A 26,262-nucleotide genomic window follows, 5' to 3' on the forward strand; every position below is an offset into this window, starting at 1 on the left:
CCTCCTCAGGCGCGTTGAGTATGAATGGCTGCGGCCGCAGGCGCGGGGGCCGGCGCCTTCTCTTCCGGCCCCTTGCGGATGGCCTTGAGCATGAGCTTCATTTCGATAATCAGCAGCACGGTGTAGATGGCGGCAAAGCCGGCAATCGTGATCAACAGGGTCGAAGCGCCCAGGTTGGAGACGGCCACGGCCGTCGGCAGCACGCCTTCGATGACCCATGGCTGGCGGCCCACTTCTGCCACGATCCAGCCCGCCTCAATGGCCACCCACGGCAGCGGGATGGCGAACACGGCCAGCTTCAACAGCCAGCGGTGCTTGTCCAGGGTGCGGCGCGTCGACAGCACGAAGAAGGTACCGGTCAGCAAGATAAAGAACATGCCCAGGCCCACCATCACGCGGAAGGACCAGAACAAGGGTCCCACGGGCGGCACGGTATCGAGCGCGGCCTTGCGGATCTGCTCGGGCGTGGCCTGGCGCGGATCGTCGACATAGCGTTTCAGCAGCAAGGCATAGCCCATGGACTGGCCTTTCGACTCGAACACGTCCTTCGCGTCCTGCGGCACGGGGGCGCCTGGCGCCACGCTGCGGATGGTTTGCAGCGCGTCATACGCCTTGATACCGTCCTTGATCAGCAACTCGCCACGATCGACCAGCTGCTCGATGCCGGGGATTTCCGTCGACAGCGAACGCGTGCCGATCAAGCCCATCACCATCGGGATGTGCACGGCGTAATGCGTCTCGCGCGCTTTCGCGTCAGGGAAGCCGATGGCCGTGAAGGCGGCCGGGGCCGGCTCCGTGGTCCACATGGCCTCGATGGCGGCCAGCTTCATTTTTTGATGTTCGGACGACAGATAGCCGCTTTCATCACCGAGCACCACCACCGACAAGGTGGCGGCCAGGCCGAACGAGGCGGCCACCGTCATCGAGCGCTTGGCCAGCTGCACGTGGCGGCCCTTCAGCAGATACCAAGCGGAAATACCGAGCACGAAGATGGCCGCGGCCGTATAGCCAGCCGACACCGTGTGCACGAATTTCGCCTGCGCCACCGGATTCGTCAGTACGGCGCCGAAGTCCGTCACTTCCATGCGCATGGTTTGCGGATTGAAGGCCGCGCCGACGGGATTTTGCATCCAGCCGTTGGCGATCAAAATCCACAGGGCCGAGAAGTTCGAACCGATGGCCACCAGCCAGGTCGTGACCAGGTGGCCGCGCTTCGACAGCTTGTCCCAGCCGAAGAAGAACAGGCCGACAAAGGTCGCTTCCAGGAAGAAGGCCATCAAGCCCTCGATGGCCAGCGGCGCGCCGAAAATGTCGCCCACATAATGGCTGTAATAGCTCCAGTTCATGCCGAACTGAAATTCCATGACGATGCCCGTCGCCACGCCCATGGCGAAGTTGATGCCGAACAAGACGCCCCAGAACTTGGTCATGTCACGCCAGATGGGGCGGTTCGTCATCACGTAAACCGTCTCCATGATGGCGAGGATCACTGACAGGCCTATCGTCAGCGGAACAAATATAAAGTGGTACAGAGCTGTCAGCGCGAACTGCAGTCTGGATAAAGCGACAATATCGAAGTCCATATGATTTCCTTGGTGTTTCCCTACTGTGTGTAAATTTGCTACCGTTCAAATACTGACCGCTTGCCCGTCAGTCCCCCCGCAAGCCCGCCATGGCTGCCTCAAAGGCTGGCGTGCCACGGCGCGCATCGCCCACGATGCGGCCATCGCGCAGGCTGACCAGCCGGTCCGCCTGCGCCGCTTCGCGCCGCAAGTGGGTGGCGATCAGCAAAGTACGTCCTTCGCTGCGCGCCCCCAGGCGCTGCAGGACGTCGATCGCGGTCTGCGCATTGAGCGCTTCCGTCGCTTCGTCCAGCAGCCACAAGGTCGATTCGTGCAGGAACAGCCGCGCCAGCGCCAATCGCCGCGCCTGGCCGCCCGACAAGCCCAGGCCGCCTTCGCCCAGCTTGGTGTCCAGGCCGTCCGCGAAGGACCGCACCTCGTCGTCCAGGCCGGCTGCCTGCAGCGCCGCCCACAGCTGCGCATCGCTGGCGTACGGGTCGGCCAGGCGCAGGTTGTCGCGCAAGCTGTCCTGGAACAATTCCGTCTTCTGCGTGAACAGGCAGGCGCGTCCCGCGTGGACACTGCCCGACAGCGGCGCCAGCTCGCGCGCGGCCAGGGCCAGCAAAGTGGACTTGCCCGCGCCGCTGGGGCCGATCAAGGCCACGCGCTCGCCATCGGCGATGTGCAGCGATACGTCATGCAAAATGGCAACATGGCTGCCCGCATGCGCGGCGCTCACGTGTTCCAGGCGCAAGCCCGGCGCGGCATCGACGGGCGGCTGAGGTACCTCACTATCCAGGCGCGGCGCCAGGCGGCGCATGGCCAGCAGCATGCGGCCCGCTTCCAGCGCGCCGCGGCGCAGTCCCGCGAACGGTTCCACGGCCGTCAGGGCGATCAGCAGGGCCAGGGCCGCCAGCGGCACGCTCATCGTTTGCTGTTCCACCAGCGCAGCCACGGCCAGCAACACGCCCGCCAGGGTCGCGCTGCCCGCCACGCCATACGCGGCGCCGGCGGCAGTTTCCAGGCGCAGCAGGGCGAAATCGGCTTGCGCCAGCGACCGGTCGATCTGCCCCAGCGCCGCGCACTGGGCGTCGATGCGGCCCGCCATCACGAGATCCGTCTGGCCCGCCACCAGGTCGATGGTGCCGGAACGCAGCTTTTCGATGGCGCGTGTACGCACGATGGCGGGACGGCGGGCGCGTTGCGCCACCACCCAGCTGATGCCGCCGCCGGCGGCCAGCAGCCACGCGGCCAGGCCCAGCCCCAGTTGCCACCGCATCACGCCCAGCGCCACGCCGGCCAGCAAGGCTACGCACAAGGCCGTGAAGGCAGGCACCAGCAGGCGCAAATACAGCGATTCGAGCGCGTCGATATCGGCCGTCAGGCGGAACAGCAGCTTGGCGGGCTGGCGCAGCAGCCGGCTGGCCGCTTCCGGGCGCGACCAGCCACGGAACAGCTGCACGCGGATGCTGGCCAGCGCGGCGAACGTGGCGTCGTGCGTGACGAGGCGTTCCGCATAGCGCGAACCCGTGCGGCCGATGGCCAGCAGGCGGATGCCGGCCGACGGGCCGAAGACGTCGAACAGGATCGCCGTCGAAGCGTGCAGGCCGGCAATCGAGGTGGCCGTGATAAACCAGCCCGACAAGCCCAGCAAGGCCATGCCGGACACCGCCGTCAGGGCCGCCAGCAAGGCACCCCCGATCAGCTTGCCGGGCTGTTCCAGCAGCAATTGCCGCAGCACGGGGTTCGATATGAGGGAAGTTTTCATGCCTGCCGCTCCTGCGCCGATGCCCGGGCATCGACCTGCACCGTGCGCTGCAGGCGGCCAGCCAGCACGGGGTCGTGCGTGGCGACGATCATCGTCTTGCCTTGCGCCAGTGCCAGCAAGGCGTCCGTGACGCGCGCCGCCGTTTCGCTGTCCAGGTGGGCCGTCGGTTCATCGACCAGCAGCAAATCGGCATGCGGATGCAGGGCCACGCGGGCCAGGGCCAGACGCACGGCTTCGCCGCCGGACAAGCCCTGGCCGCCATCGCTGAGCATGACGGCCGGCTGGGCCTGCGCCACGGCAGCCAGGTCGGCCAGGTGCAGCGCCTGCGTCACTTGCGCGGCGCTGGCGCCCGTGCGGCCCAGGGTCACGTTCTGGCTGACGGAGGCGGCAAACACGTGCGGGCGCTGGCCCATCCAGGCCATGCGCTGGCGCAAGGTATTGACGGTACTGTCGGTCAGGCGCACGCCGCCGATGCGGATGTCTCCGCCGCTGGCGGGCAGCAAGCCGGCCAGCAGCGACAGCAAGGTGGTCTTGCCGGTGCCGCTGGCGCCCAGCAGGGCCACGTGTTCACCGGCACGCACCGTCAGGTCGAAGCCGTCGAACACGGGCGCTTCGCCAGGGTGGGCAAAGCGCAGTTGATGGATGTCGATAGCGGGCGGCGGCGCCACGGCCATGGCGGCGGCGGAGACGACGGCAGACAGGACCTCCGCGCCGGGCAGCGGAACGCCGTCGGCCGCCAGGTCGTGCAGGCCGGCCAGGCCCGCTTCGCCGGCCGCCTTGTCGTGCCAGACGGCGGCCAGTTCGCGCAAGGGTTCGAAGAACGCGGGCGCCAGCAACAGGATGAACAAGCCCTGCCCCAAGGTCAGTTCCCGGCCCCAGGTGCCAAAATTGATGCTGCCCAACAGGGAGAAACCGATAAACGCGGCCACCATGGCCACGCCCAGCGCGGAAAACAGTTCCAGCACGGCGGACGACAAAAAGGCGATGCGCAGCACCACCATCGTGCGCCGGCGCACGGATTGCGATGAGGCATCGAGCCGTGCGGCCGTGGCGTCGATGGCGTCGAGCGCGCGCAGGGTGGCCAGGCCGCGCAGGCGGTCCAATAGAAAAGCGTTCATGCTGCCCATTTCCACCATCTGCGCGCGGCTGGCCGCTTGCGCGCCCATGCCGACGAGGGCCATGAAGACGGGAATCAGGGGCGCGGCGATGAGCAGGATCAAGGCGGCGATCCACGACAGCGGCGTCACCACGGCGAGGATCACGAGCGGCACCAGCATGACTTTCCAGCGCGCGGGCTTGTAGCGCACCAGATATGGCACGATGGCTTCGGCCTGTTCGGCGATGACGCCGGCCGCCTGGCCCGACTGCGCACGCTGGCGGTCCAGCGGCGAACGGCGCGCCAGCGCTTGCGCCACTTGCGCGCGCAAGGTGGACAGGTGCGCGCGCGCCGCCGCATACATGCGCCGCGCGCCCCACGCTTCGCAGCCGGCCCGCAGCACGCCCAACAGCAGCACGCCAGCGGCCGGCAGCAGGGCCGCGCGCCATGGAGCACCATCGAGCATGGCTTGCACGGCCCAGGCCAGCAAGGCCGCTTGCGGCAGCCACAACAAGGCGGCGCCGCCCTGCGCCAGGCTGGGCGTGCGGGGAAGGATAAAGCGGGGCAAGGACAGTGGCGTGGTCGGCATCTCTATACTTTTTGAGTTTTCAGAATTTTCTGTAAATTCGATATTTTGTATAATACTGCGAAACATGACATATATCAATTGACCCTGCGGGTGTGGCGTGAAAAAATTCAGATAATTATGAAAACTCAACATATCCAAATGACGCCGCTGATCCTGACCTTCGTCAGCCATTTCGGCGAGATGGGCAGCCGCTGGGGCTTTAACCGCACGGTGGGGCAAGTGTACGCCTTGTTGTTTGTCGCGGAGCATCCTTTACACGCGGATGAAATCGCGGAACACCTGAGTTTTTCGCGCTCGAACGTGAGCATCGGCCTGAAGGAATTGCAGGGCTGGGGCTTGATACGCCAGTCGCGCATCCCCGGCGACCGGCGCGAGTATTTTTCCTCGCTGGGCGATGTGTGGCAAATCTTCCGCGTGGTGGCCGCCGAGCGCCGCCGCCGCGAAGTGGCCCCTACCCTGACGGTGCTGCGCGAATCGCTGCTGGCGCCGGCCACGGAACCCGTCGACCAGTATGCGCAGGAGCGCATGCGCGAAATGTATGAATTGGTCGACCTGGCCAACACCTGGTTCGACGACTTGCAGCGCCTGTCGCCCGAATCGATGGCGCAGCTGATGAAAATGGGCGCCAAGGTGCAAAAATTGCTCAACGCCAAGGATCGCCTGTTTGGCGTCAGCAATAACAGCGACTGAAACCCGCCTCCCCTCTTCCCACTCAAGGCGTTGCCAGCACAAGCTGGCACGCCTTGTCACGCCATGTCTATTCCCGCACAGGCCCTCGCCAGCACAGCCATACATAGCCGTATGCGATGTTGTCAAGCATGCCAATAGTATTATTTAAATTGTATTAATTTATATCAAGACTAAGCTTGCATATGCGTACTCACGCGAAGGCGAACGGGCGACAAGTTGACCTCCCTGACAGGACGGCGCGCACCCTGAAGCAGTGAAATGCCTGCAATAAAACCAAAGGGGATTTTCATGAAAAGCATAACAAGCATTGCCATACGGACATCCATACTGGCCGCCCTTGCGGCCTTGATGGGCATGGCACAGGCAGCTACATGGATCGACGTGGGACCGGCCAGCGGTTTCAGCATCGAAGGCAGCACCGTCACTTACTCGCCGTCGCCAGCCACCATGGTGAAATACTATGACGACAATCTCGTGCCGCAGAGTCCAGCCAACATCCAGAGCCAAATCAACAGCGTTTTCGGCACCAGCCTGGGTGCGGCCGTCTCATTTTGCGACAATGCCACTTCGGGCTGTACCGCCGGCACCACGGCAGGCGCCAGCGGCGGGGGGAATTCCTTCACGAGCGCGGCGGCCTATGACTATCTGGCCATCCATTTCGGCCAGGGCGAACTGGTCTTCCACTGGGCCGCTCCCGTCGCAGCCGGCACGACCTTCACGGTAGAGGGCTTGCCCAAGGACCTGAGCAATTACCGCGCCTATGTTTCCGCCATACCTGAACCGGAAACCTATGCCATGCTGCTCGCCGGCCTGGGCCTGCTCGGCGTCCTGGCGCGCCGCCGCCAGGCAAAATAAGAGCATCGGGCAAGGCCCGCAACACGGCGCCGGCGCATCCATGTTTACAGCGCGCTTGCGCCGCGCCGCCCACTCTTTACACCGCCTTTATGCCGCTCCCGCTATGCTGGCCGACATCATCAGCCATCGTTGCGAGGGAGTTCACATGCATGAAACACCATTCCAGCCGCGCGCGCGCGACCTGGTCCGCCGGCATTTGCCTGCGCGCGAACGGCTGCGCCTGGCACGCCTGGCGAGCAAGAAAATGCTGTCGGTGTTGTCTGCGCTGCTGTGCGCCGTGCCGCTGCTGTATTTGCTGAGCGTGGTGCTGTTTGCGCAGCCTTAGGGCCGCGTGCTGATAGACAGGAAAGAGAGAAGATGCGGCCGCATGGCGCAAGCCGTGGCCAGTATGAAACTGGTCCGCCCAGAGGGAATCGAACCCCCATTCACGGTTTAGAAGACCGTTGTCCTATCCGTTGAACGATGGGCGGAGAGGTGCAGTATTTTAGTCCATGCGCGCCAGCAATGAAATGCCAGCGCGGAATAGAAAACGGGCTGTCATTTCTGACAGCCCGCTTATGACTTTGGTCGGAGTACAAGGATTCGAACCTTGGACCCCCTGGTCCCAAACCAGGTGCGCTACCGGGCTGCGCCACACTCCGAAGACAAGATAATAACGCCCCCACCCAATTTCGTCAATTGCCATAGACGAATTAGATGGAAATAACTATCGACGCCTGCCTTTACACAGCCACTTTATCGGCGATGCGGCGCGCCATGCTTTCAGCGTTCGCTTTATCCTTCGCTTCCACCATCACGCGGATCAGCGGTTCCGTGCCCGAAGCGCGGATCAGCACGCGGCCCGTGTCACCCAGCTCGGCCTCGACCAGTTCTTTCTCGGCCACCATGGCGGCATTTTTCTGCCAGTCGAAACCGGGCGCCACGCGCAGGTTGATCAGGGTTTGCGGGAACAGCACCAGTTCGGCCAGGCATTGCTGCAGGCTCTGTCCGCTGCGCTTGAGCGCGGACAATACTTGCAGCGCGGAGACGATGCCGTCACCCGTCGTGTGCTTGTCCAGGCACAGCAAATGGCCGGAGCCTTCGCCGCCCAGTATCCAGCCCTTTTCCTTCATGACTTCCAGCACGTAGCGGTCGCCCACCTTGGCGCGCGCAAAGCCGATGCCCTGCTGCTTGAACAGCACTTCCAGCGCCATGTTGGTCATCAAGGTGCCGACGGCACCGGCCACGGGGCCTGTTGCCAGGCGGTCCTTGACCATGACGTACAACAGTTCGTCGCCGTTATACAGGCGGCCCGTGGCGTCGCACATGATCAGGCGGTCGGCGTCGCCATCGAGGGCGATGCCCAGGTCCGCGCCGTGCTCGACGACGGCTTCGGCCATGGCCTTGGTTGCCGTGGCGCCGAAGCCCGCATTGATGTTGAAACCGTCGGGCTTGTTGCCGATGGCGATGACTTCCGCGCCCAGCTCATGGAACACGTGCGGCGCGATATGGTAGGCGGCGCCGTGTGCGCAATCGACGACGATCTTCAGGCCGCGCAGATCCAGCTCGTTCGGGAAGGTGCCCTTGCAAAATTCGATGTAGCGGCCCTGGGCATCGTCCAGGCGCTTGGCGCGGCCCAGCTTTTCAGATGGCACGCAGGCCATCGGTTCGTCGAGCGCCGCTTCGATTTCCAGCTCCACGCTGTCGGGCAGCTTGGTGCCCTGGCCGGAAAAGAACTTGATGCCATTGTCATGGTAGGGATTGTGCGAGGCGGAAATGACGACGCCAGCCGACAGGCGCAACGCCCGCGTCAGGTAGGCGATGGCCGGCGTCGGCATGGGGCCGGCCAGCATCACGTCCACGCCAGCGGCCGACAGGCCCGCTTCCAGCGCCGCTTCCAGCATGTAGCCGGAAATGCGCGTGTCCTTGCCGATCAGCACCGTCGGGCGGGTCTTGCCGCCTTGCGACTTGGCCAGCACCTTGCCGGCCGCATAGCCGAGGCGCATGACGAAATCGGGGGTAATCGGAGCCGTGCCCACCAGGCCACGAATGCCATCGGTACCAAAATATTTACGCGTCATAGTATTTCTCTTTTTGTTGTTTATGATAAATCTTACAGGCTCAGTGTGCCATGCGCCAGACCTTCAGTGCATCGACGGTTTCAGCTACATCATGCACACGGATAATTTCCGCACCTTGCGCTACCGCAGCAAGCGCACCGGCAACACTGCCGGCCAGGCGCTGCTCGACGGGACGTCCCGTGACGGCGCCGATCATCGATTTGCGCGACAGGCCGGCCAGCACCGGCAGGTCCAGCTCGCTGCGCAGCTGGCGCGTGGCGCGCAGCAAGGCATAGTTCTGCTCCACCGTCTTGCCAAAACCGAAACCGGGGTCAATGCACAGGCGTTCGCGGGCGATGCCGGCCGCCGTCATCGTGTCGATGCGTTCGCGCAAGAAGTCGATGACTTCGCGCACCACATCCTCGTACTGCGGCTGGGCTTGCATGGTTTCTGGCATGTTCTGCATGTGCATGATGCACAGCGCACAATCGCTGTCCCGCACGGCGTCGATGGCGCCTGGCGCGCGGAAACCGTTGATATCGTTGATCATGTCGGCACCCGCCAGGATGGCTTCGCGCATCACTTCGGGTTTATAGGTGTCGACGGACAGCGGCTTGCCGCAATCGCGCAAGGCGTACAGCACCGGCATGACGCGCTGCAACTCGTCCTGCAGCGGCAGCGGCGGCGCGCCGGGACGGCTCGATTCGCCGCCGATGTCGATGATGTCGACGCCGTCAACCATCATCTGCTCGGCGCGCGAGATGGCAAACTCCAGGTGTTGATACTGGCCCGCATCGGAAAACGAGTCAGGCGTGATGTTCAGGATGCCCATCACCAGCGCCTGCGTGCCGGACAGGTTGAAGCCGAAACGGCCGAATTGCAAATAGTGTCGCATGTGAATCTTTGTAGTCGTCAGGAAAAAACTGCCGCGGCAACGAAAAAGGGCAAGGATTGCTCCTTACCCTCGTTCTTGCCATACCCTTGCGCGCCGCCGGTCAGGGCGGCCGTTATCAGGCTGGTGCCGTCACGTTAGGCGAGATGCCGCCCGTGCCGCTGTCGCCCGCATTGCGGCGTGGCGGGATGACTTTCGGTGGACGCGGCTCCAGGCCGGCCATGATGTCATTGATTTGCTCTGCATCAATGGTTTCCCATTCCAGCAAGGCTTTGGTCATCATTTCGACCTTGTCTCGGTTGCCTTCCAGCAAGGTGCGCGCCAAAGCATATTGCTTGTCGAGAATGTTGCGGATTTCAGCATCGACCTTTTGCTGGGTCGCTTCCGAGATCGTCTTGGTGGCGCCACCGAAGAAACCTTCGTTTTCGCTGTCTTCGTAGACCATCACGCCCATGCTGTCGGACATGCCGAAACGGGTCACCATGGAACGGGCCAGCTTGGTGGCGCGCGAGAAGTCGTTCGACGCGCCCGTGGACATTTGTCCCACGAAAATCTCTTCGGCGATACGGCCACCGAACAGGATGGAAATTTCTTCCAGCATCTTGTCCTTGTAGGCGGACAAGTTGTCGTGTTCCGGCAGCTGCCAGGTCAGGCCCAGGGCCCAGCCGCGCGGCATGATCGTCACTTTATGCACGGGATCAGCCTTCGGCAGCAGCTTGGCGACGACGGCGTGACCGGACTCATGGTAAGCCGTATTGCGACGCTCTTCCTCGCGGATGATCATCGATTTACGCTCAGGACCCATGTAGATCTTGTCTTTCGCATCTTCAAAGTCGGCCATTTCGACCAGACGCTTGCTGCGGCGTGCCGCGAACAGGGCTGCCTCGTTGACCAGGTTGGCCAGGTCCGCGCCCGAGAAACCAGGGGTGCCGCGGGCCAGGATATCGGCTTTCACGTCGGTACCGATAGGCACTTTGCGCATGTGCACGTTCAAGATCTGTTCGCGGCCGCGGATATCGGGCAAGCCGACGGACACCTGGCGGTCGAAACGGCCTGGACGCAGCAAAGCTTTGTCGAGCACGTCGGCGCGGTTGGTGGCGGCCACGACGATCACGCCGGAGTTCGCTTCAAAACCGTCCATCTCGACCAGCAACTGGTTCAAGGTCTGTTCGCGCTCGTCATTACCGCCGCCCATGCCGGCACCACGGTGACGGCCGACAGCGTCGATCTCATCGATGAAGATGATGCACGGCGAATGCTTTTTCGCGTTTTCAAACATGTCGCGGACACGGCTGGCACCGACGCCGACAAACATTTCCACGAAGTCAGAACCGGAAATCGAGAAGAACGGCACCTTGGCTTCGCCAGCGATGGCGCGCGCCAGCAGGGTTTTACCCGTGCCCGGAGGACCGACCATCAGCACGCCGCGGGGAATGCGGCCGCCCAGTTTCTGGAACTTGCTCGGATCCTTGAGGAAGTCGACTACTTCGTTGACTTCTTCTTTCGCTTCGTCGCAACCGGCGACATCGGCGAAGGTGACGGTGTTGCTGGCTTCATCCATCATGCGTGCCTTCGACTTGCCGAACGAGAATGCCCCGCCCTTGCCGCCGCCTTGCATCTGACGCATGAAGAAGACCCAGACGCCGATCAACAGCAGCATGGGGAACCAGGAAACAAAAATAGTTTGCAGGAAGGACGCTTCCTCAGGCGGACGCACATCGAAATGCACGCCATTGTCGCGCAAGTCGCCGATCAGGCCCTTGTCGAGGCTGGTGGCGGTGGTACGCACCTTGGTGTCGTCCATCAGCTTGGCGGTGATCGACGAACCTTCGATCACGACATCCTTGACGCGCTTGGCTTTGACTTCATCCAGCAAATCGGAATAAGCGATGGCCTTGCTGCCGCCTGTGGCGCCATGACTGTCGAATTGCTTGAACAGCATGAACAACAGCAGCAATACGACTACCCAGATGGCAGATTTGGAAAACATGTTATTCACGAAGACTCCTTGGATGCAGTGCGCATCTCTTTACCTATAGCTAGAAACACGATTTTACTCGCAATAAGCGGGCCGTGCCAAAGCCCGCCGATCCGTGCGCGCGAAAAAATCGCGTTCACGCAAAAAAATGCAGTATAAACAATTTAGGCTTTTATGCCATCAGACGCTACTGCACTTCTCGTTCCCATGTGCGGATTCCCGCTTAAATATCAAGGGCGGAATCATCTTCTTCCACGGCATTTTTCAGCGGATTCTTGATTCCACGGCCCATCAGGAAGATTTCCGACGATTTATCGCGGCTGGCCTTCGGCTTTTTCTGCACCACGACCTTGAATTCAGCGCGGAATTTCTCCACGATCTGGCTGAAACCCATGTCTTTGAAGCATTTCACCAGCAGCACGCCAGACGGCTTCAGGTGCAATTGCGAAAATTCGATGGCCAGGTCGATCAAGTGTTCCATGCGCGCGGCGTCCGCCGTGGCGATGCCCGACAGGTTCGGCGCCATGTCCGACAGGACCAGGTCGACCTTGCGGCCCTGCAACACCACTTCCAGCTGGCGCAGCACGCGCGCTTCGCGGAAGTCGCCCTGGATGAAGTGGAAATCGGCTATTGGCTCCATTTCCAGCATGTCCAGGCCAATCAGGGTACCATTGACCCCGCCGCCGTCCTTGCCGGCCAGCTTGCGCCGCGTGTACTGGGCCCAGCTGCCAGGAGTGCAACCAAGGTCGACAATCACCTGCCCAGGTTTGATCAGTTTTTCGTCTTCATCGATTTCTTTGAGCTTGTATGCTGCCCGGGCGCGGTAGCCCTCTTTTTGCGCCAACTTCACATATGGATCATTTATGTGGTCGTGCAACCAGTTTTTGTTTAATTTCTTCTTTGCCATTCGCGTAGAATACTGCTTTTAAGGGAATTACTAAATATTATTATGCTAAAACTTACACCCGTAGAGCGCAGCGCACTGCGCGCCGAAGCACACGCGCTGAAGCCTATCGTCATTATTGGCGAAGCGGGCTTGACACCTGCTGTCCTCAAAGAGATCGACCTTGGCCTGGATTCGCACGGTCTGATTAAAGTCCGCGTGTTCGGCGACGACCGCGAAGCCCGCGTCGGAATGTACGATACGATTTGCGGCAATCTCGGCGCCGCCCCGGTACAACATATTGGCAAACTGCTGGTAATCTACCGTCCGAAAAAAGAAGTGGTTAAGGAGAAGGTCAGCGCCGGCAAAGGCATGCGCGAAGTGACCATCGTCAAGGCCAGCGCCAGCGGCACCAAGCGCCCGAGCGTGACGAAAGTCATGATCAAGGGCAATGAGCGCGTTACCGAAGGCGGTTCCATCAAGCGTGCCAAGCCACGTCAGAAAAGCGCCAAGAAAAGCGCACTGGGCAGCAAGTAAGCCTGTCGTTCAGCAGCCGCAAGGCAGTTGAAACAAGAAGCGGAGCACGGGATCTTCCCTGCTCCGCTTTTTTATTACCATAAACCCAACAGCAAAGGCTGGGGTCAGACCCTGAGGGTCTGACCCCGGTTTTTTTGCTTCTCGGGTTAAAACAATTATTGCTGTTTCCAGATCAGCACGCCCGCCAGCAAGCTTTGCACGGCAAAGATCAGCGTCGACACGCCATGCAGCATGCCGAAACGGCTGCGCATGGCTTCGTCCATGATACCCGACGGGGCTTGCGCCTTGAGCTCGGCCATCAGCGGCGAAATGCCGAAATGGCTGAGCAGCGCGCACACCAGCATCGACAGCACCAGCGCGCCCAGCAGGCGGCGGCGCTTGAGTTCCAGCGCGCCGGGCGCCCATTGCAGCAAGGCCAGCAGTACCACAGCGCAGGCGATGGACAGCCAGGCCTCGGCGCGGAACATGCTGCCGGCGATATTACCCGCCAGTACTCTGTCGCTCAGGGTGCCGAACAAGGTCGGCGCCACGATGAAGCCGATGGTCCACAAGCTGCCGGCCCACAGGGTGGCAACGAGGATGCGCACGCGGGCGAGCATCAGATGTACAGTACTTCCAGGATTTCGTATTCGCGCGGGCCGGACGGCGCCTGCACTTCCACCACGTCGCCGGCATACTTGCCGATCAGCGCGCGGGCGATCGGGGACGTCACGGAAACCTTGTTCTTTTTCAGGTCGGCTTCATCGAGGCCGACGATCTGGTACGTGACTTTCTGGCCCGATTCCAGGTCTTCCAGGTTCACCGTCGAGGCAAACACCACGCGGCCTTCCGCGTCGAGCGCGGTCGGGTCGATGATTTGCGCCGCACCCAGTTTGCCTTCGAGCTCGGCGATGCGGCCTTCGACGAAGGCCTGGCGTTCCTTGGCGGCATCGTACTCGGCGTTTTCCGACAAATCTCCGTGCGAACGCGCTTCGGCGATCGCATCGATGACGATGCGGCGTTCCTTGGTCTTCAAATGATGCAGCTCTTCCTTCAGAAGTTCTGCGCCGTATTTGGTCAATGGGACTGAGGTCATGTTATCTCTACTATCTGCTAGTTATCGGCGCCGTTGCAGTGTGTTGCCACGTTTAACGGCCTTACCAAGTGAAAACCACAGAGGCCGCGCGCTACTCTGCACGGAACTCTGTGGTTGATAAGCATGCAGTGTACCGCCTAACGGCGGTCACTGCAAATGGCGCGCGGACTACGCTTGCTGCAGGGTCTTGTGCAGACCTTGCAAATCGTACACACGCAGCTCATCCAGGTGGCGGATGCCTTCGACGGCCGCTTCCGCGCCGGCGATGGTGGTGTAGGTCGTCACGCGCGACGCCAGGGCCGACGTGCGGATGGCCCGCGAATCGACGATGGCGCTGCGCTTTTCTTCCACGGTGTTGATCACCAGCACGATTTCATGATTCTTGATCATGTCGACCACGTGCGGACGGCCCTCGATCACCTTGTTCACTGGCGTGACGGCGATGCCGGCAGCAGCGATCACGGCGGCGGTACCCTTGGTGGCGACCACGGTGAAACCGGACTCGACCAAGTCACGCGCCACTTGCACGGCGCGCGGCTTGTCCGACGCTTTCACGCTGATGAAGACCTTGCCCGATTTTGGCAGGTTCACGCCGGCGCCCAGCTGCGATTTCACAAACGCTTCGCCGAAGGTCAGGCCCACGCCCATGACTTCGCCCGTCGACTTCATTTCAGGGCCCAGGATGGTGTCCACGCCCGGGAACTTGACGAACGGGAACACGGCTTCCTTGACGCTGAAGTATGGCGGCACGACTTCCTGCGTGATGCCTTGCGACGCCAGCGACTGGCCAACCATGCAGCGCGCGGCAATCTTCGCCAGTTGCAGACCGGTGGCTTTCGAAACGAAAGGCACGGTGCGCGACGCGCGTGGATTGACTTCCAGCACGAAGACGACGTCTTTCATTTCGCCATCGATCTCTTGCTTCTGGATCGCGAACTGCACATTCATCAGGCCGACCACATTCAAACCCTTGGCCATCAGCGCCGTCTGGCGTTTCAGTTCATCAATGGTTTCTTGCGACAGCGAGTATGGTGGCAGCGAGCAAGCCGAGTCGCCCGAGTGGACGCCTGCCTGTTCGATGTGCTCCATCACGCCGCCGATGAACGTCGTTTCGCCGTCGGAGATGCAATCGACGTCGCACTCGATGGCGTCGTTCAGGAAGCGGTCCAGCAACACTGGCGAATCGTGCGAAACCTTGACGGCTTCGCGCATGTAGCGCTCGAGGTCGCGTTGCTCGTGAACGATTTCCATGGCGCGCCCGCCCAGCACGTACGATGGACGCACGACCAGCGGGTAGCCGATTTCCTGCGCCAGCGCCAGGGCGTCGGCTTCCGTGCGCGCGGTGCGGTTAGGCGGCTGGCGCAGTTCCAGCTTGTGCAGCATTTGCTGGAAACGCTCGCGGTCTTCGGCCGCATCGATCATGTCGGGCGAGGTGCCGATGATCGGCACGCCATTCGCTTCCAGGTCCAGCGCCAGTTTCAATGGCGTCTGACCGCCGTACTGCACGATCACGCCCACCGGTTTTTCGATGGCGACGATTTCCAGCACGTCTTCCAGGGTCAGGGACTCGAAGTACAAACGGTCGGAAGTGTCATAGTCGGTCGAAACCGTTTCTGGGTTGCAATTGACCATGATGGTTTCGTAGCCGTCTTCGCGCATGGCGAGGGCAGCGTGGACGCAGCAATAGTCAAACTCGATACCCTGGCCGATACGGTTCGGGCCACCGCCCAGCACCATGATCTTTTTCTTGTCGGTCGGATTCGATTCGCACTCTTCGTCGTACGTGGAATACATGTACGCCGTATCGGTCGAAAATTCCGCTGCGCAGGTGTCGACGCGCTTGTAGACGGGACGGATGTTCAGCGCATGGCGCTGCTGGCGCACGGCCGTGTCGGTCGTCTGCAGCAAAAAGCCCAGGCGGCGGTCCGAGAAGCCCTTCTGTTTCAACTTGTACAGGGTGTTCTTGTCCAGGTTTTCCAGCTTCTGCGTGTCCAGCCACAGTTCCAGGTCGACGATTTCCTTGATCTGGATCAGGAACCATGGGTCGATCTTGGTCAGATTATGCACTTCTTCCAGAGTAAAACCTTGGGCAAACGCATCGCCCACGTACCAGATGCGCTCAGGACCAGGCTCGCCCAGTTCTTCTTCGATCTTTTCGCGGTCCTTGGTCTTTTCGTTCATGCCGTCCACGCCCACTTCCAGGCCGCGCAAGGCTTTCTGGAACGATTCCTGGAAGGTACGGCCAATCGCCATCACTTCGCCGACGGATTTCATTTGCGTCGTCAGGTGGTGGTCGGCGGTCGGGAACTTCTCGAACGTGAAACGGGGAATCTTCGTGACGACGTAATCGATCGATGGTTCGAACGAGGCCGGCGTGGCGCCGCCCGTGATTTCATTGCGCAGCTCGTCCAGGGTGAAACCGACGGCCAGCTTGGCAGCGATCTTGGCGATCGGGAAGCCCGTCGCTTTCGAGGCCAGGGCCGACGAACGCGATACGCGCGGATTCATCTCGATGACGATCATGCGGCCATCGACCGGGTTGATCGAAAATTGCACGTTCGAGCCACCGGTGTCGACGCCGATCTCGCGCAGCACTGCCAGCGAGGCATTGCGCATGATCTGGTATTCCTTGTCCGTCAGGGTTTGCGCTGGCGCCACCGTGATGGAGTCGCCCGTGTGCACGCCCATTGGATCGAGGTTTTCGATCGAGCAGATGATGATGCAGTTGTCCGCCTTGTCGCGCACCACTTCCATCTCGTACTCTTTCCAGCCCAGCAACGATTCTTCGATCAGCAACTCTTTCGTCGGCGACGCTTCCAGGCCGCGTTTGCAGATGGTTTCGAATTCTTCTTCGTTGTAGGCGATGCCGCCGCCGGAACCGCCCATGGTGAACGATGGACGGATGATGGTCGGGAAGCCCAGGGTGCGCTGCACGGCCCACGATTCTTCCATCGAGTGCGCCACGCCGGAACGGGCCGAACCGAGGCCGATCTTGGTCATCGCGTCCTTGAACTTGGAACGGTCTTCGGCCTTGTCGATGGCTTCCGGCGACGCGCCGATCAGCTCGACGTTGTATTTTTCCAGCACGCCATTGTTGAACAGGTCCAGCGCGCAGTTCAGCGCCGTCTGGCCACCCATCGTCGGCAGGATCGCGTCAGGACGCTCCTTGGCGATGATGCGCTCGACGACCGACCAGGTGATCGGTTCGATGTAGGTGACGTCGGCCATTTCCGGATCCGTCATGATGGTCGCAGGATTGCTGTTGACCAGGATGACTTTGTAGCCCTCTTCGCGCAGGGCCTTGCACGCTTGCGCGCCGGAATAATCGAATTCGCAGGCCTGGCCGATCACGATCGGGCCAGCGCCAATAATCAGAATACTTTTAATATCTAAACGTTTAGGCATTTTTCTTTTTCTCCTCCGCAGCCATCAGGTTGATGAAGCGGTCAAACAGGTAAGCAACATCCATCGGGCCCGGCGACGCTTCAGGGTGGCCCTGGAAGCAGAAGGCCGGCTTGTCCGTGCGGGCAAAGCCCTGCAGGGAACCGTCGAACAGCGATTCATGGGTCACGCGGCAGTTCGCGGGCAGAGTTGCCGCGTCGACTGCGAAACCGTGGTTTTGCGAGGTAATCAAAACCTGTTTCGTTTCCAGGTCTTGCACCGGGTGGTTGGCGCCGTGGTGGCCGAACTTCATCTTCAAGGTTTTCGCGCCGGAAGCCAAAGCCATGATCTGGTGACCGAGGCAGATGCCGAAGGTCGGGATGCCCTTCTCGATCAATTCCTTGGTGGCCGCGATGGCGTAGTCGCATGGTTCCGGGTCGCCAGGGCCGTTCGACAGGAAGATGCCGTCCGGGTTCAACGCCAGGGCGTCGGCGGCGGAAGCTTGCGCCGGCAGCACGGTGACTTTGCAGCCGCGTGCCGTCAGCATGCGCAGGATGTTGCGCTTGACGCCGTAGTCGAAGGCGACCACGTGGTATTTCGCGTCCGCATCGGCCAGCTGGCCGTAGCCTTGGCCCAAGGTCCATTCCGTTTCGCGGTATTCGTAGGCGTCCTTGCTTGAGACTACTTTAGCCAGGTCCATGCCGGCCAGGCCGGGGAAGGAGCGGGCCAGTTCCAGCGCTTGCGCGGCGGAAGGCTCGTTGCCTTGCGTGCCGACGAGGATGGCGCCGCCCTGCGCACCTTTTTCACGCAGGATGCGCGTGAGCTTGCGTGTATCGATGCCGGCGATGGCGACGATATTTTCAGCTTTGAGGTAGTCGGACAGGGAGAGGGTGGAACGGAAATTGGATGCCAGCAATGGCAGATCGCGGATGATGAGGCCAGCGGCGTGAACCTTGGAAGATTCGACGTCTTCCGGATTGACGCCCGTATTGCCGATGTGCGGATAGGTCAGGGTGACCATCTGGCGGCAATAGCTTGGGTCGGTAAGGATTTCCTGATACCCGGTCATCGAGGTGTTGAAAACAACCTCGCCCGTGGTATGACCGGCGGCACCGATCGAAAAACCTTTAAAGATCGTTCCATCAGCAAGCGCTAATATGGCTGGAACGGCAGGGCCAGAAAAAAATGGCGGCAAGGGCAACTCCTGATAAAGTTACCGTAGCTGCGCCACGTCAGACCGACCGCCTAGTTACCCGAGCCAGATGCACTCAGGGTGTTTCAACGGTCATTTTGAATGAGGGGATGGGTAGTCGCTACGGTATATGTGTGATTGGCTAAACCTTTGAATTATAACCAAAAGGAAGCTTTTCCACAAGGAAGAAAATGCAGAAGGCCCGGCATTTTTTTGCGCAGCAACATAAATCCTGCGCCCCATGAAAAAAGCCGCCCGGCTTGCGCGGGGCGGCTTGCAAAGCAATACCGGTTACTACTTACACTAGCGCCGCAATGCCGGCCTTGGCGATTTGCGCGTCCTCGGCGGATTTCACGCCCGAGACACCGACGGCGCCCACATAGTGACCATCAAACACGATGGGCACGCCACCTTCGAGCAAGCCGTCGATTTCCGGCGCGCTCAGGAACGACACGCGGCCGCCATTGATCATCTCTTCATAGATGCGCGATTCGCGACGGCCCAGCGCGGCCGTCTTGGCTTTCGATGGGGCGATGTGCGACGAGATCGGCGCCACGCCATCCATGCGCTGCAGCCACAGCAGGTGGCCGCCGTCATCGACGATGGCGATCGTGACCGCCCAGTTATTCTTGACCGCTTCCGCTTCGGCGGCGGCAGCGATTTTCTTTACGTCGTCCAGGGTCAAAATCGGTTTCGATTGCATGGTGCATCCTTGTTATGTTGAAACAAAATTGTATACGAAATGCGCCGCGGCGCTATCCATCACTGCTCGCGTTTGGCTTTCAATTTTTGCTTGAGCTGCGCCATCACGGCAAAGGTCGCCTGCTCGCCCGCCAGGATGGCCTGGTTGCGGCTGTTGAAATCGTTGCCCTTCATGGTGCCCAGGCTGGGCTGGATCACCACGTCCGCATCTTTCAGCTCGAACTGGTTGATGCGCTGGCCCATGATGGCAAACGTCTGCATCAGCACTTCCATCGAGCTGATGGCCTTCTGCGTATCCGTTTGCGATGAAATATTCACGGCGATGATGAAATCGGCGCCCATGTCGCGCGCAAAGCGCACGGGCACGGGAGCGACGAGGCCGCCATCGACATAAGTGTGCCCCGCGATCGTCACGGGCTGGAACACGCCGGGCACGGCCGACGAGGCGCGCACGGCCATGCCGGTGTTACCGCGCTGGAACAGGATCGGCTGGCCATTTTTCAAATCGGTCGCCACCACGCCAAACGGTATCTTGAGTTTTTCCAGCGGCACGCCGCCGACAGCCTTGTTGACATAGCTTTGCAGCGCTTCGCCTTTCAGCACGCCGGACGACTTGCCGAACAGGGGCAAGGCCCAGTCGGAAATGGCCGCCTCGTCCATGTCGAACGCCATCTTTTGCAGGGCGAAGCCGGAGTTGCCCGCCGCATACATGGCGCCCACTACGCTGCCGGCGCTGGTGCCCGTAACGATGTCGGCCTGAATGCCTTGCGATTCGAGCGCCTTGATCACGCCGATATGCGCGAAACCGCGCGCCGCGCCGCCGCCCAGCGCCAGGCCGATCTTGATCTTGCGCGGCGTGACGACGATGGGTTCCGGCGGCGTCAATACTTGTATCGGTTTCGGGGCGGTGGTATCGCAGCCGGTCAGCGCAAAGGCGGCCAGGGCAAGCAGGGTCAGGCGTTTAGGGAACATGGTGGAGAGGGAGAACCGCGCGCGGCAGTGGCAATAAAGGAGAGCCGATTGTAGCGCAAGCGGAGCCGCCCGCACTGAAGGTGGTCTTAAATGTTTAAAAATGACAATATTTCGAACCGTGCGCACCACGCCGGCTGCTAGACTGGCCCCTGGCTTCCCACCTCCCCCACTTTCATTGAGCGGCTTATGAAAACAGACCTGTTCCACCTCATCGCGCACCCATGCTTGCTCGTTGCAGCCCTGCTGGGTGCGGCCTGCGCCAACGCCGCCCCCGTCGCGGCGACGGAGCGCCAGGATAGCATCGCGGCAAGAATGGAGGGCTTTACTTGTACGGGGAACATACAAATTCCCAATGATACGGAGAAACACACGATTGAGCTCAGCTTCGACGCCCCCGACCAGCACGGCGCGCAAGGCACCCACCTGGTTGACGGGCGCGGCAAAGCAGGCAACTTTTACGGTTGCCGGCAAAGCGGCGACAGCCTGTCTTGCACATATGACGCAGGGCCGGCCAGCGGCCCCCTGACCATGCGCTTTAGCGGCAACTTGACGCAGGTAAAGGGCGAGTTCAATTCCCCTTTTGAAAATAGCGCCACCATGCAATTTTCCGCACGCTGCCAAAAATCGGCGCCGTAGCGGCGTCCAGTTTGCCGAAATGGTCGTGGGCTGCATGCACGAAAACCTGCAGAACTTGCTCAAGGAAATAGTATGAATCGACAAGCCCTCGTGACAATCGACTTGAGCGATATCAACACGCCGCGCCAGTTGCATGCGGCACTGGCAGCCGCGCTGGGCTTTCCTACCTTCTACGGCATGAACTGGGATGCCTTCCACGATGCCATCACGGGCCTGGTGGACATGCCGCAACAGCTGGAGCTGCGCGGCTGGCCAGCCTTCGCGGCACGCCTGCCCGGCGAAGCGGCCATCCTGCAGCGCATTCTGGCGCGCATGGCGCAGGACATGCCGGCCCAGGCGGCGCAGGTGCGCCATGCCTGAGCCTGCGACATTTTCTATTTCGAATACCCCTGCTCATTGAATTGCCCAGCATCCAGAGTCGCCCAGGCATGACGGATGCCCCACCACATCAGATAGGCATTGCCGCCGCCGCGCGCGCGGAACCACGGTTTCACGGGGTCGATGGGCCGCACCTTGGCCGGCGGCAGTATCAATACACCAGTCGTCTGGCCGGCGTCGCCGGTGCCCGCCACCAGCACGTTCTGGCCAAAGTGATTCGCCTGCGCGATGCCCAGCGCCACGTTCGTCAGGGCCGTGGCGGCGCCCATTTCGCCCAGCAAGGCCGGTGTATTAAAGCTTTGCTGGAGGAAATCGAAGGCCGGCAATTCCATCGTCAAGGTTTGCGCCAGGTGGGCGATGCGGTCGGGCGACGCTGGCCGAGTGTTGTTCGCGTCGTGGATTACATAACCAATATCTACCTCGCTCTTGCGTCCATTTCCTGCCGCCTGCGCCAGCGTCGCCTGCCACGCCTGCACGGTGGGCGGCGGCAAGCCCTTTTCCGCCCTAAAAGCGCTGACCTGCCGCGTGGCCGGATAGCCTATCCACGCCAGCGCATCGCGCTCCGTTTTGTAATGGGGACCGGCCAGCACCAGCAAGACCATGTTTTCATTGATCTGCTCATCTTTCGGAAAACTGGGCGCATCCCAGCTCATCACCCACACCGTTTCCTTCGGATGCGCCTGCAGATAATCGAGGGCGGCGGCCAGGGAAATGAATCCGGCATTCGCGCCACCGGCCGTCACGCGCACATCGGGCGGGGTGGATTTGGTCCAGGAGTTGGGGAAATTCGGGTTGCCGATTGAAAAAGTATCGATGATTTCCTCGCGCAGGGCGGCGCCAGCCAGGAGAGGATCAAAGCGCGTTGCAGGCAAGGCATATTCAACATGAATACCCGCCAGTTCGTTCCAGCCTTTTTTGCGTTTGAAGTCGTGGGCGTTATAAAAATAGGTCGGATTGGAAAAATACATACCGTGAAATATCGAAATCATATTTGAAACATATGATTTATGAAAATTCCTAAAATTGCTCTTACTTTTTTCTATCTGCGAAATGTCTGAAACAAACCTGATTTTTGAAAAAATCTCTGGATATAACTCCAACATATCATCCTTCTTATTCGGATTAACTTTCCCAAGGGTCCATAGCAATTGCCACTCAGTCGGATAATCTTGGCGTTGAAGCGGGTTCAACCATTTCACTCCCACCACTTGCGCCATGAAGGGCTGGGCAATTACTTTTTCATTCTCACGGTCATCTTTGCTCGCCGGATGCGTCACGCATGCCGATAAAGCCAGGCCCGCCAGCAGTATCGCCAAGTTGCGAAAGGAAAAGAGAAGGTTCATTTTTCACCCTGGTCAGTTCATCGAAAACGCCATCTGGCGCGCCATTCCCATCGCCTACTTCGAATATCCCTGCTCATTGAACTGTCCCGCGTCCAGCGTGGCCCAGGCATGCTGTATGCCCCACCACATCAGATAGGCATTGCCGCCGCCGCGCGCGCGGAACCACGGTTTCACTGGGTCGATGGGCCGCACCTTGGCCGGCGGCAGTATCAATACACCAGTCGTCTGGCCGGCGTCGCCGGTGCCCGCCACCAGCACGTTCTGGCCAAAGTGATTCGCCTGCGCGATGCCCAGCGCCACGTTCGTCAGGGCCGTGGCGGCGCCCATTTCGCCCAGCAAGGCCGGTGTATTAAAGCTTTGCTGGAGGAAATCGAAGGCCGGCAATTCCATCGTCAAGGTTTGCGCCAGGTGGGCGATGCGGTCGGGCGACGCTGGCCGAGTGTTGTTCGCGTCGTGGATTACATAACCAATATCTACCTCGCTCTTGCGTCCATTGCCTGCCGCCTGCACCAGCGTCGCCTGCCACGCCTGCACGGTGGGCGGCGGCAAGCCCTTTTCCGCCGTAAAAGCGCTGACCTGCCGCGTGGCCGGATAGCCTATCCACGCCAGCGCATCGCGCTCCGTTTTGTAATGGGGACCGGCCAGCACCAGCAAGACCATGTTTTCATTGATCTGCTCATCTTTCGGAAAACTGGGCGCATCCCAGCTCATCACCCACACCGTTTCCTTCGGATGCGCCTGCAAATAATCGAGGGCGGCGGCCAGGGAAATGAATCCGGCATTCGTGCCGCCCGCCGTCACGCGCACGTCGGGCGGTGTGGATTTGGTCCAGGAGTTGGGGAAGTCCGGATTCCCGATGGAAAAAGTACTTGTAATTTGCTTGCGCAAGTCGTCACCTGCAAGAAGGGGATCAAACCGTTCTGCAGGCAAAGCGTACTCAACATGGATACCGGCCAGTTCATTCCAGCCTTTTTTGTGTTTGAAGTCGTGGGCGTTATAAAAATAGGTGGGATTGGAAAAATACATTCCATGAAATTTTGTTATTATTTGCCTGACATACTTAATATGAAAATTACTAAAAGTAATTTTTCCTTCGTTCGAAGATGCTATCCCTGAAACTGATCTGACATTCGAAAATATAGTCGGGTATAACTCCACCATGTCGTCTTTTTTATTTGGACGCACTTTTCCCAGAGTCCACAATAACTGCCATTCCGTGGGGTAATCTTGTCTATGAAGCGGATTTAACCATTGCACCCCAACTACTTGGGCAGTAAACGGCATGCCGATACCAGCAGTACCAGCTTTGCTTTTATCGATCATTGGTTCCGATTTGAGTGCGCATGACGATAGCCCTAGCGTCGCCATGATCGCCGCAACAGAAGTAAATATGAAATTCTTAGCCATTTCCCCTCCTGCATAAATATTTTGAAATATAAATTAAGGCACATTGTTTTCACGTGAATCCCTTATTTTTTTGGGCATTACTCCATCTACTGATTTTCTTACCCACTTCGAAGGTGCGGCACCATTCACTTTGCCCTCGTAAAAATATTCAATACACATATTTATATGTTCAGGGCCTGCAAGATCGTCAAGAAACCGCCAATCCGCCATCGTCCGCAACTCCCGCAAATCCGTTTCCAGCAAATGACAACAGCCCACGGCCACGTCATACGCCAGCGCCTTTCTGGAGTGTTCGCTGTTGGTCAGGATGGTGGAGTGATCGGTGGCATAGGTGCCGACATTGCCAGCGAGTCCCGCCTGGATTTTCCGCTGGCGCCATGCCGTGTGTTGCGCGCTTGCCGTCTCGGGATGGTCTTCTTCCGTGACTTGTTTGCCTTTCTCGACCTTGCCTTCGCGCTTGGCCATCATGCGCAGGGAAGCATGGTATTCGTATTGCAGGGCCGCTTCGCTCGCCTCGTTGCCGCGCGCCGCATCGGTGCGCTGTTGTTCGCCATGCAGGCCACCGCGCGGTATCTCCAGCTCGCGCTCGCCATGGAACGGGTCGCCCGCCGGATGGGCGGCAGCCTTGTTGCGATTCCAGCCATGCGGATGCAGTCCCATGTCAAAGCTGGGGCAGATCTCGCCAAATAACTTCGCCTGCGGAAAGAAGGTCTCCGGCAGGTCGGGCGCTTCCAGCGGGATTTTCCAGTACTTGTCGGGCGAGGCATTGATACGCTTGCGCATCAATGCGGTGGCCATGATGGCGATGGGCGCAAACGCCACGGTGAGTATCCGGAACAGCCAGTTCTCTTGCGCTTCCACCCCCTTTTCCACGCTATAGGTGGAAATCATGGAAGGCGGATTCCAGAAATGGTCGCTGCCAAAATCGATGGCAGGACGATGGTCGCCCCAGTAGTCGTACGCGCCTTTTACGCCGACGGGAAAACCCTCGGCAAACACGCGCTGGGTCAATATTCCCTCCCCGCCCGCTCTGGCGATTTCACCCGGATCGAGCTTGCCCTGGCGGTCTTTCTTCGGCAGGCCATTCTTGTCCAGCACAGGGCCGGCCAGGCCGCGCCAGCCGATGCCTTGCACCGTCAATGATGAGATCACCTGGTCGTGCGGATTGCAATACAGGGTCACGCGTCCCACGGTGGCGCCCCGCACGCCATAACTGTCAATATCGTGCTGCGCCTTGAACGGGTGGTGCGCACTGCTCATGGCCTGGTCGATTTTCCCGGCTGGCCATTGTGCGGCGCGCCGCTCGCCGATGAGGGCAAAGAAGGCCGCCAGCGTGTCGAAGCGCGCCGCGGCCGTCTGGCGGCCAGTGCTGCCGTCGGCCGCCGTCAGGTTCGACGACGTCCAGTTCTCCGCCATGTTGTCTTCCACCACGCTGTACGGCGGATTGCACAGGACATAATTATCGGCAATGCAAGGCCACATCCTGCCTTGGGAGTCCGCCACCTTGGGCAGCCGCTCGCCCAGAAAGGCCGCCGCCATGCTGACCATATTGCCCTGGCTATGGCATACGATGGTGATCGGCACATCGGCCTGCTTTTTCCGGATGGCCTCGATCAGCCGCGCCAGGCGGTAGGCGGCCAGCACGAAATACGGCCTTGGCGGACAGGCGTACACCTGCCTGTCATTGGTCGGATTCATGTGCTGGATCTGCATCCACAGGAAAAGTTGATCCGACAAGCCTTCGCCCCACAAGTCCGGCAGCGAACTGCAGCCATTGGCGAACGGTCCGCCGCCCCAGTAATTCTGCTCGTTCAGGAAAATGCCGTCGCCATACGTCTGCAACTCGATATCATTGGCTGCGTAACCCCAGCGAAAGCGGATCACGGGCGAATAGCCATCGCCCTCCATGAAGGTTCTCGGTTTCATCAGGGGATTGATGAAGCCGTCGCGCGTCAGCTGCTGCAAATAGCGGGCCGGCGTCATGGCGATGCCCTCCTGGGCGCCGCGCCCGGCATCGTGTACGCGCCGGTGCAGGCGTGCATTCAATCCCGCGCACAGACCGGTTTCCGCCTCGTCATACCACTCGCCATCGGAGTTGACGCCATGCACGAAGATCATGATGCCCGGCAAAGGCAGGCGCGTGGTAATCGGCAGCGTGTCATGGTCGAAGCGCAGCAGGCCGTCTTTTTCGCCTATCTGCAGGTATTTGCTTTCATCGAAGGGCAAGGAACCCGCCTTGGGCTTGTGTACACTCATGCTTGACTCCCATTCATGACGCAGAAGGTGC

The 26,262-nt window shown here is 60.4% G+C and carries 22 protein-coding genes and 2 tRNA genes; 6 read left to right on the top strand and 18 right to left on the bottom strand.

Features of this window, described 5'->3' with window-relative positions; genetic code table 11:
• Positions 1-5 precede the first annotated feature (5 nt).
• From ACPJXG_RS17125 to cydD, 3 genes are all read right to left on the bottom strand, one after another.
• The gene (locus tag ACPJXG_RS17125; protein ID WP_176388337.1) at positions 6-1,583 is read right to left on the bottom strand and encodes a cytochrome ubiquinol oxidase subunit I; all 1,578 of its coding nucleotides are present in this window, start codon (positions 1,581-1,583) and stop codon (positions 6-8) included.
• Positions 1,584-1,650: 67 nt separating this feature from the next.
• Positions 1,651-3,330 carry a thiol reductant ABC exporter subunit CydC gene (gene cydC / locus ACPJXG_RS17130; protein WP_425251785.1) on the bottom strand — a complete coding sequence of 560 codons (1,680 nt, stop codon included), beginning with the start codon at positions 3,328-3,330 and terminating at the stop codon, positions 1,651-1,653.
• Positions 3,327-5,015 carry a thiol reductant ABC exporter subunit CydD gene (gene cydD / locus ACPJXG_RS17135; protein ID WP_425251786.1) on the bottom strand — a complete coding sequence of 563 codons (1,689 nt, stop codon included), beginning with the start codon at positions 5,013-5,015 and terminating at the stop codon, positions 3,327-3,329. The genes cydC and cydD overlap by 4 nt, the downstream gene beginning before the upstream one ends.
• A gap of 138 nt (positions 5,016-5,153) precedes the next feature.
• On the opposite strand from cydD, the gene ACPJXG_RS17140 reads away from it, so the two are divergent.
• The 3 genes from ACPJXG_RS17140 (at position 5,154) to ACPJXG_RS17150 (ending at position 6,885) form a co-directional block, all read left to right on the top strand.
• Entirely contained in the window at positions 5,154-5,705 is a 552-nt protein-coding gene (locus ACPJXG_RS17140) for a GbsR/MarR family transcriptional regulator (protein ID WP_170909696.1), read from the top strand.
• Between the two features lie 288 nt (positions 5,706-5,993).
• Positions 5,994-6,560, top strand: a complete 567-nt coding sequence (locus ACPJXG_RS17145) for a PEP-CTERM sorting domain-containing protein (RefSeq protein ID WP_425251787.1) — start codon at positions 5,994-5,996, stop codon at positions 6,558-6,560.
• 145 nt (positions 6,561-6,705) lie between these two features.
• Positions 6,706-6,885 (top strand): hypothetical protein, encoded by a 180-nt coding sequence (locus ACPJXG_RS17150; protein WP_176388334.1) that lies wholly within the window; start codon positions 6,706-6,708, stop codon positions 6,883-6,885.
• Positions 6,886-6,955: 70 nt separating this feature from the next.
• Here ACPJXG_RS17150 and ACPJXG_RS17155 read toward each other — a convergent pair.
• The 6 genes from ACPJXG_RS17155 to ACPJXG_RS17180 form a co-directional block, all read right to left on the bottom strand.
• A tRNA-Arg gene (locus ACPJXG_RS17155) sits at positions 6,956-7,030 on the bottom strand.
• A 94-nt stretch (positions 7,031-7,124) separates the two neighbouring features.
• Positions 7,125-7,201, bottom strand: a tRNA-Pro gene (locus ACPJXG_RS17160).
• An 81-nt stretch (positions 7,202-7,282) separates the two neighbouring features.
• Positions 7,283-8,620 carry a phosphoglucosamine mutase gene (gene glmM / locus ACPJXG_RS17165; RefSeq protein WP_278318593.1) on the bottom strand — a complete coding sequence of 446 codons (1,338 nt, stop codon included), beginning with the start codon at positions 8,618-8,620 and terminating at the stop codon, positions 7,283-7,285.
• Positions 8,621-8,660: 40 nt separating this feature from the next.
• Positions 8,661-9,494 (bottom strand): dihydropteroate synthase, encoded by an 834-nt coding sequence (gene folP / locus ACPJXG_RS17170; protein WP_425251788.1) that lies wholly within the window; start codon positions 9,492-9,494, stop codon positions 8,661-8,663.
• Between the two features lie 115 nt (positions 9,495-9,609).
• Positions 9,610-11,490: an ATP-dependent zinc metalloprotease FtsH gene (gene ftsH / locus ACPJXG_RS17175; RefSeq protein ID WP_035817778.1), complete on the bottom strand. Its 1,881-nt coding sequence runs from the start codon at positions 11,488-11,490 to the stop codon at positions 9,610-9,612.
• A gap of 202 nt (positions 11,491-11,692) precedes the next feature.
• Positions 11,693-12,376 (bottom strand): RlmE family RNA methyltransferase, encoded by a 684-nt coding sequence (locus ACPJXG_RS17180; protein ID WP_034757436.1) that lies wholly within the window; start codon positions 12,374-12,376, stop codon positions 11,693-11,695.
• 42 nt (positions 12,377-12,418) lie between these two features.
• Between ACPJXG_RS17180 and ACPJXG_RS17185 the strand changes: the two genes are divergently transcribed.
• A complete protein-coding gene (locus tag ACPJXG_RS17185) occupies positions 12,419-12,889 on the top strand; it encodes a YhbY family RNA-binding protein (protein ID WP_010397237.1) in 471 nt (156 codons plus the stop codon).
• Positions 12,890-13,044: 155 nt separating this feature from the next.
• Here ACPJXG_RS17185 and ACPJXG_RS17190 read toward each other — a convergent pair whose 3' ends face one another.
• The 6 genes from ACPJXG_RS17190 to ACPJXG_RS17215 all read right to left on the bottom strand — a co-directional run bounded on the left by ACPJXG_RS17190 (position 13,045) and on the right by ACPJXG_RS17215 (position 20,211).
• On the bottom strand, positions 13,045-13,488 hold the full coding sequence (locus ACPJXG_RS17190; RefSeq protein WP_176388331.1) for a DUF4149 domain-containing protein: 444 nt from the start codon (positions 13,486-13,488) through the stop codon (positions 13,045-13,047).
• Positions 13,488-13,964: a transcription elongation factor GreA gene (gene greA, locus ACPJXG_RS17195; RefSeq protein WP_010397233.1), complete on the bottom strand. Its 477-nt coding sequence runs from the start codon at positions 13,962-13,964 to the stop codon at positions 13,488-13,490. The genes ACPJXG_RS17190 and greA overlap by 1 nt, the downstream gene beginning before the upstream one ends.
• Before the next feature lie 168 nt (positions 13,965-14,132).
• Positions 14,133-17,369 (bottom strand): carbamoyl-phosphate synthase large subunit, encoded by a 3,237-nt coding sequence (gene carB, locus ACPJXG_RS17200; RefSeq protein ID WP_176388330.1) that lies wholly within the window; start codon positions 17,367-17,369, stop codon positions 14,133-14,135.
• A complete protein-coding gene (gene carA / locus ACPJXG_RS17205; RefSeq protein WP_176388329.1) occupies positions 17,362-18,540 on the bottom strand; it encodes a glutamine-hydrolyzing carbamoyl-phosphate synthase small subunit in 1,179 nt (392 codons plus the stop codon). Before carA ends, carB begins: the two co-directional genes overlap by 8 nt.
• A gap of 295 nt (positions 18,541-18,835) precedes the next feature.
• Positions 18,836-19,240 (bottom strand): GlcG/HbpS family heme-binding protein, encoded by a 405-nt coding sequence (locus ACPJXG_RS17210; RefSeq protein ID WP_034757420.1) that lies wholly within the window; start codon positions 19,238-19,240, stop codon positions 18,836-18,838.
• Between the two features lie 59 nt (positions 19,241-19,299).
• A complete protein-coding gene (locus tag ACPJXG_RS17215; protein WP_425251789.1) occupies positions 19,300-20,211 on the bottom strand; it encodes a patatin-like phospholipase family protein in 912 nt (303 codons plus the stop codon).
• 186 nt (positions 20,212-20,397) lie between these two features.
• Between ACPJXG_RS17215 and ACPJXG_RS17220 the strand changes: the two genes are divergently transcribed.
• Together ACPJXG_RS17220 and ACPJXG_RS17225 are read left to right on the top strand one after the other, a co-directional pair.
• Positions 20,398-20,847, top strand: coding sequence for a hypothetical protein (locus ACPJXG_RS17220; protein ID WP_099402393.1), 450 nt, complete (start codon positions 20,398-20,400; stop codon positions 20,845-20,847).
• 72 nt (positions 20,848-20,919) lie between these two features.
• The gene (locus ACPJXG_RS17225) at positions 20,920-21,207 is read left to right on the top strand and encodes a barstar family protein (RefSeq protein ID WP_425251790.1); all 288 of its coding nucleotides are present in this window, start codon (positions 20,920-20,922) and stop codon (positions 21,205-21,207) included.
• Positions 21,208-21,221: 14 nt separating this feature from the next.
• On the opposite strand, the gene ACPJXG_RS17230 is transcribed toward ACPJXG_RS17225, so the two are convergent.
• From ACPJXG_RS17230 to ACPJXG_RS17240, 3 genes are all read right to left on the bottom strand, one after another.
• On the bottom strand, positions 21,222-22,568 hold the full coding sequence (locus ACPJXG_RS17230) for a virulence factor (RefSeq protein ID WP_425251791.1): 1,347 nt from the start codon (positions 22,566-22,568) through the stop codon (positions 21,222-21,224).
• A gap of 54 nt (positions 22,569-22,622) precedes the next feature.
• Positions 22,623-23,456, bottom strand: coding sequence for a hypothetical protein (locus ACPJXG_RS17235; RefSeq protein ID WP_425251792.1), 834 nt, complete (start codon positions 23,454-23,456; stop codon positions 22,623-22,625).
• Positions 23,457-24,008: 552 nt separating this feature from the next.
• Positions 24,009-26,231: a T6SS effector phospholipase Tle3 domain-containing protein gene (locus ACPJXG_RS17240; RefSeq protein ID WP_425251793.1), complete on the bottom strand. Its 2,223-nt coding sequence runs from the start codon at positions 26,229-26,231 to the stop codon at positions 24,009-24,011.
• Positions 26,232-26,262: the final 31 nt, after the last annotated feature.

This window comes from Janthinobacterium sp. NFX145, assembly GCF_049810325.1.
In the GTDB taxonomy this organism is placed as follows: domain Bacteria; phylum Pseudomonadota; class Gammaproteobacteria; order Burkholderiales; family Burkholderiaceae_D; genus Janthinobacterium; species Janthinobacterium rivuli.